The sequence below is a fragment of the Marinobacter sp. genome (genome assembly GCF_014859525.1).
Lineage (GTDB): Bacteria > Pseudomonadota > Gammaproteobacteria > Pseudomonadales > Oleiphilaceae > Marinobacter.
Genome location: NZ_JACUUB010000145.1, coordinates 1 through 3,540 on the forward strand (window position 1 = coordinate 1; position 3,540 = coordinate 3,540).

Sequence of the window (3,540 nt, forward strand, 5' to 3'; positions counted from 1 at the left end):
AGGGGCTACCGGCTGAGGTAACTCTGGCCCATCAGAGTTTGCTCTTCAAAAATGCCAGCGGTACGGCACGACGCTCGACTACACGCGCCCAGTTTGCAGCAGCAGCGAGTTCTGCCAGGCTGGGGCTTTCGTCCACTACGCTGGTTTCTGTCCATTTGAACCCAGCAGGATGAACCGCTACGTTTAATCGGCTGTGGAGGATCTGCTGCCCACCACCGTTACCAGAGGAAGGCAGGTTCTCGACCTCAGTACCAGCGGCGATACGCGGGGCCGATACGCCATAGCCGAAGGCACCGACACCGAACAGCGCGGTGACATAGGTTCCGGCTACATCGTCCTTGGGCATCGCGTCATCCTGAATCACCACCAGACCACGGAAGGTAGGCAGGGTCAGACTGCCCTCGGACGGACGGACGAACTCGATCAGGTCAGCCTTGAGCGCAGCACGGTACAGGTCGCCGTGCATGGCGATCCCGGTAATGCTGCCCAACTGGTCGCCCAGAGTCCCAGCCGCATCAATCACGGCGGCGGCGCTGAACTTGGCCGCGTCTCCGGTTTCGCCTGAGATGTCCAGCAGCATATCGCCATCATCAGACGCCACGTTATCGGCAAGGATGCCGTTCATGGTTCCAACCAGGCGGCGCTGTAGCTGTCGATCCCAATACGCACCAGCGCGAGACTGAATCCGGCCCAGTGCATCAGCACCGGCGATCTCAGATGCCAGGTTCATGCTCGACCAGGATTTGTGCAAGAAACTTTTGCGCACTACCTGCTTGCCAGCAGTCAGTTTTCCGGGGGTGGAGTTGGTTGCAGGATTATCGTTTACGATGTCGGCTTCATCGTCCGCCAGGTCATTCCAGAACGGTACGGTGAAGGAATCGGCACCAGCGTTAAGCTGAGCCTCGATAACTGCGTTACGGGCGAGAATACCAGCCTGCACAAGCGCGGTGCGCTCCATGCTGTTCTGCAGGATATAGTCGGTAAACTTCGCCGGTTCGATAATGTCGATAAGTTGAGTAGTTGCCATTGTGAGACACCTCTATAGAAAATGAAAAAATAGGGTTGTCTCTGTCCTGCACCAGGCGGAAAAGAGTTGAGCCACTGGCCCATGTAATGCGGGGATGTCGAAAGCCACCACGGATAACTTGCGACACCCCATAATTATATCACTTCAATCCGAAGTGTGCATTTTGCGGCTGAGTTTTTTTGCTTTCAGTGCTGCGTACACCGATAACCGTACCCATTGCACCGCCACCAGTCGCACCGGAACCCTTGAGCATCGCGCCGATTTTCAGTCCTGCTTTTTCATACAGAACGCGAATACCATCAGCGGAAAATTCAACGCCTTTGCCCTCGACCTCGACCGGCTGTCCATCCTTGTGAAATACGTCCTTGCCGTCATCGGTACGGACAATATCAAAGTGGTGTTCGAGTTCGCGCCGTAGCACCTCGGACATACCATCAACGGCCACCGCTTCGAGTACCTCAGCACGGGGCAGGTCGATTGTGATCCGCTTGACCTCAGCTTGTGCGGCATCGCGCTCGGTAGTGATGGTCTGCAACTGCTCTTGCAGGCTGTCGCGCTCATCGCGAATTTTGCGCTTCTCGTTAATCAGTTGCGCGTTTTTGTCGCGCAGTTTTTCAATTTCAGATTGCAGTTGTTCGACTGATTCGCTCATGGTGTTTTACCTCACATTGTGAATTGAACTTTGATTCGCGGGTGATCGTGATTGCCTAAGCAACCATACCGGCAAGCATCAGCAGCATGGTCTGCCGCTGTGCTGTCCACGTCCTCGGGGTTGCGGGGATCTCTGGGTAGTGCTGGCACTGTCTGCCACCAGACTTGGCATTTGCGACTTACATACAGACCAGGCATATCTGGTTTGCCTGCATCAGCCAGCAAACGGCGCATAGTTTCCCAGCCACCTAACCGGCTACCTTTTTTCGCTCGATGGAAATACACGCCAGCTTTTTGAAACTCATCAGCGATAGAACCAGACTGTGATCCGGTCTTGTTGAATATCGCATCATCAGCAACGCCTCTTGGCTGGACTCCCCACCGCTTACACATGCGCGTTATTCGGTCGGCCTGATCTGGCACGGTCAGCCCTAGTCCCTGATTGAGGTCATCGGGATGCGTGGTAGTTTCCTCATCAATCAGGATGATGCTGCCACGGGGATAGAAGTAATCGTCCGGCCCCTCAGCGCCAGGACTCAGCGCACAAATATAGGTTACGCTCGGCGCACTCACGCCGAAGTCATGCGCCAGGAAGAAACGCCAGCTTGTCGGGCCATCAGCCCAAGGATCTTCCGGCTCTTCACGGGGCAGGCAGGCCCACGGCTCTATCATGTTGCGCGTCTCATCAATGACGCTTGAGAAATACGCACCGCGAAGGATTGACCAATCACCATTGAGCCATGCCTTGCCTAGTTCCGGGTCAGTGGCGCAAGAGGCGATCAGGTTCTTGGCGTACCGTTCCCGGTCGATGAACTCATTATCAAGATATGTCGCGTTAATGGTCACAAAATCGAACCCAGACGCGGCATCGGTGTATGGCTGCCAGGACTCTTTGAGGGCATGGCGACGCACCAGCCAGGCATGGCCAGCACCGCCTGGGTTAGCGGCCATGATGAACCGCGTAGGGACTCCAGCAGGGGCACGCAAACTAGAGCGCAGACGGTCGACCAGCGCCGGGCTGGAGTACTGGCCAGCCTCATCAACAGCGATATGGGAAAAGGATTTACCCTGATACTTTTGGAAGTCTGCTTCTCGCTCCAGTTGGTCAAGCTGGACGGTGGCACCGTTGGGCAGGGTGAAGCGGTGTTTCTGTCCATCGAATCGCAGCGCAGTACCATACACGGCACCGAAGAACGCTTTCATCTCAGCTTCAAGATCCATCAGGCCAGGGAATGACTTTCTTACCACTAGGCATCTTGCCCGCTCCCCATGCTGTTCTGCATGGCGAAGGAACAGGGCACAAAGTAGATGCGTTTTGCCTGAGCCACGGGAACCGCCAAGAAACAGATCGAACTGCTCCGGCACCCCCATCGCCTGAGCCTGCCAGCGGCTCAACTGGTCAGGACGCTGTTCACTCATGGGTCAGTCCCATAGGCGCATCATCGGCCCCATGCTGCACCCTAACGGCTCTTAAGTACTCGGCAGGGTCAAGGGCAGGGGGCAGGTTAAACGTGACGCTTACGCCACCACCGGCCCCTTTGGGTTGTTTCTCCGACATACCGTGACGGACTGCCAGCAGAGTTTGAGCCGCTTTGGTATCGCCACCATTCACCGCACGGTCATACAGCGCAGCGAGTAGCTGGTCACGTTCAATCGCCTGGGCAGTCTGCCAGACCTCTTTGCTTGGCCCATGCTCGGTAATGACGCGCCGGAACTGGTCGAGCGGCATACCCAGTGCAGTAGCCGCTGCCGATTCGGACAACAGGCCATTAGCGGCCATGCTCTCAAGATGGGCCTTTGCTCCAGCAGGTAGCTTTTCAAACGGTCTAGCCATGCGTAAACCCTCAATTATTGCCGGTTAA

At 56.2% G+C, this 3,540-nt stretch carries 4 protein-coding genes; all 4 read right to left on the reverse strand.

Annotated features, from left to right (window positions below; all coding sequences use genetic code 11):
- Positions 1-31 precede the first annotated feature (31 nt).
- The 4 genes from IBX51_RS14755 to IBX51_RS14770 all read right to left on the reverse strand — a co-directional run bounded on the left by IBX51_RS14755 (position 32) and on the right by IBX51_RS14770 (position 3,512).
- Positions 32-1,027, reverse strand: a complete 996-nt coding sequence (locus IBX51_RS14755; RefSeq protein WP_291832075.1) for a hypothetical protein — start codon at positions 1,025-1,027, stop codon at positions 32-34.
- Positions 1,028-1,166: 139 nt separating this feature from the next.
- A complete protein-coding gene (locus IBX51_RS14760; protein WP_291832077.1) occupies positions 1,167-1,679 on the reverse strand; it encodes a hypothetical protein in 513 nt (170 codons plus the stop codon).
- Positions 1,680-1,690: 11 nt separating this feature from the next.
- The gene (locus IBX51_RS14765) at positions 1,691-3,097 is read right to left on the reverse strand and encodes a phage terminase large subunit (protein WP_291832079.1); all 1,407 of its coding nucleotides are present in this window, start codon (positions 3,095-3,097) and stop codon (positions 1,691-1,693) included.
- Positions 3,090-3,512 carry a hypothetical protein gene (locus tag IBX51_RS14770; protein ID WP_291832081.1) on the reverse strand — a complete coding sequence of 141 codons (423 nt, stop codon included), beginning with the start codon at positions 3,510-3,512 and terminating at the stop codon, positions 3,090-3,092. Before IBX51_RS14770 ends, IBX51_RS14765 begins: the two co-directional genes overlap by 8 nt.
- Positions 3,513-3,540: the final 28 nt, after the last annotated feature.

Coding starts and splice junctions, on each gene's coding strand:
- IBX51_RS14770 (WP_291832081.1), bottom strand. CDS start 3,512: ATGGCTAGACCGTTTGAAAAGCTACCTGCTGGAGCAAAGGCCCATCTT.
- IBX51_RS14760 (WP_291832077.1), bottom strand. CDS start 1,679: ATGAGCGAATCAGTCGAACAACTGCAATCTGAAATTGAAAAACTGCGC.
- IBX51_RS14765 (WP_291832079.1), bottom strand. CDS start 3,097: ATGAGTGAACAGCGTCCTGACCAGTTGAGCCGCTGGCAGGCTCAGGCG.
- IBX51_RS14755 (WP_291832075.1), bottom strand. CDS start 1,027: ATGGCAACTACTCAACTTATCGACATTATCGAACCGGCGAAGTTTACC.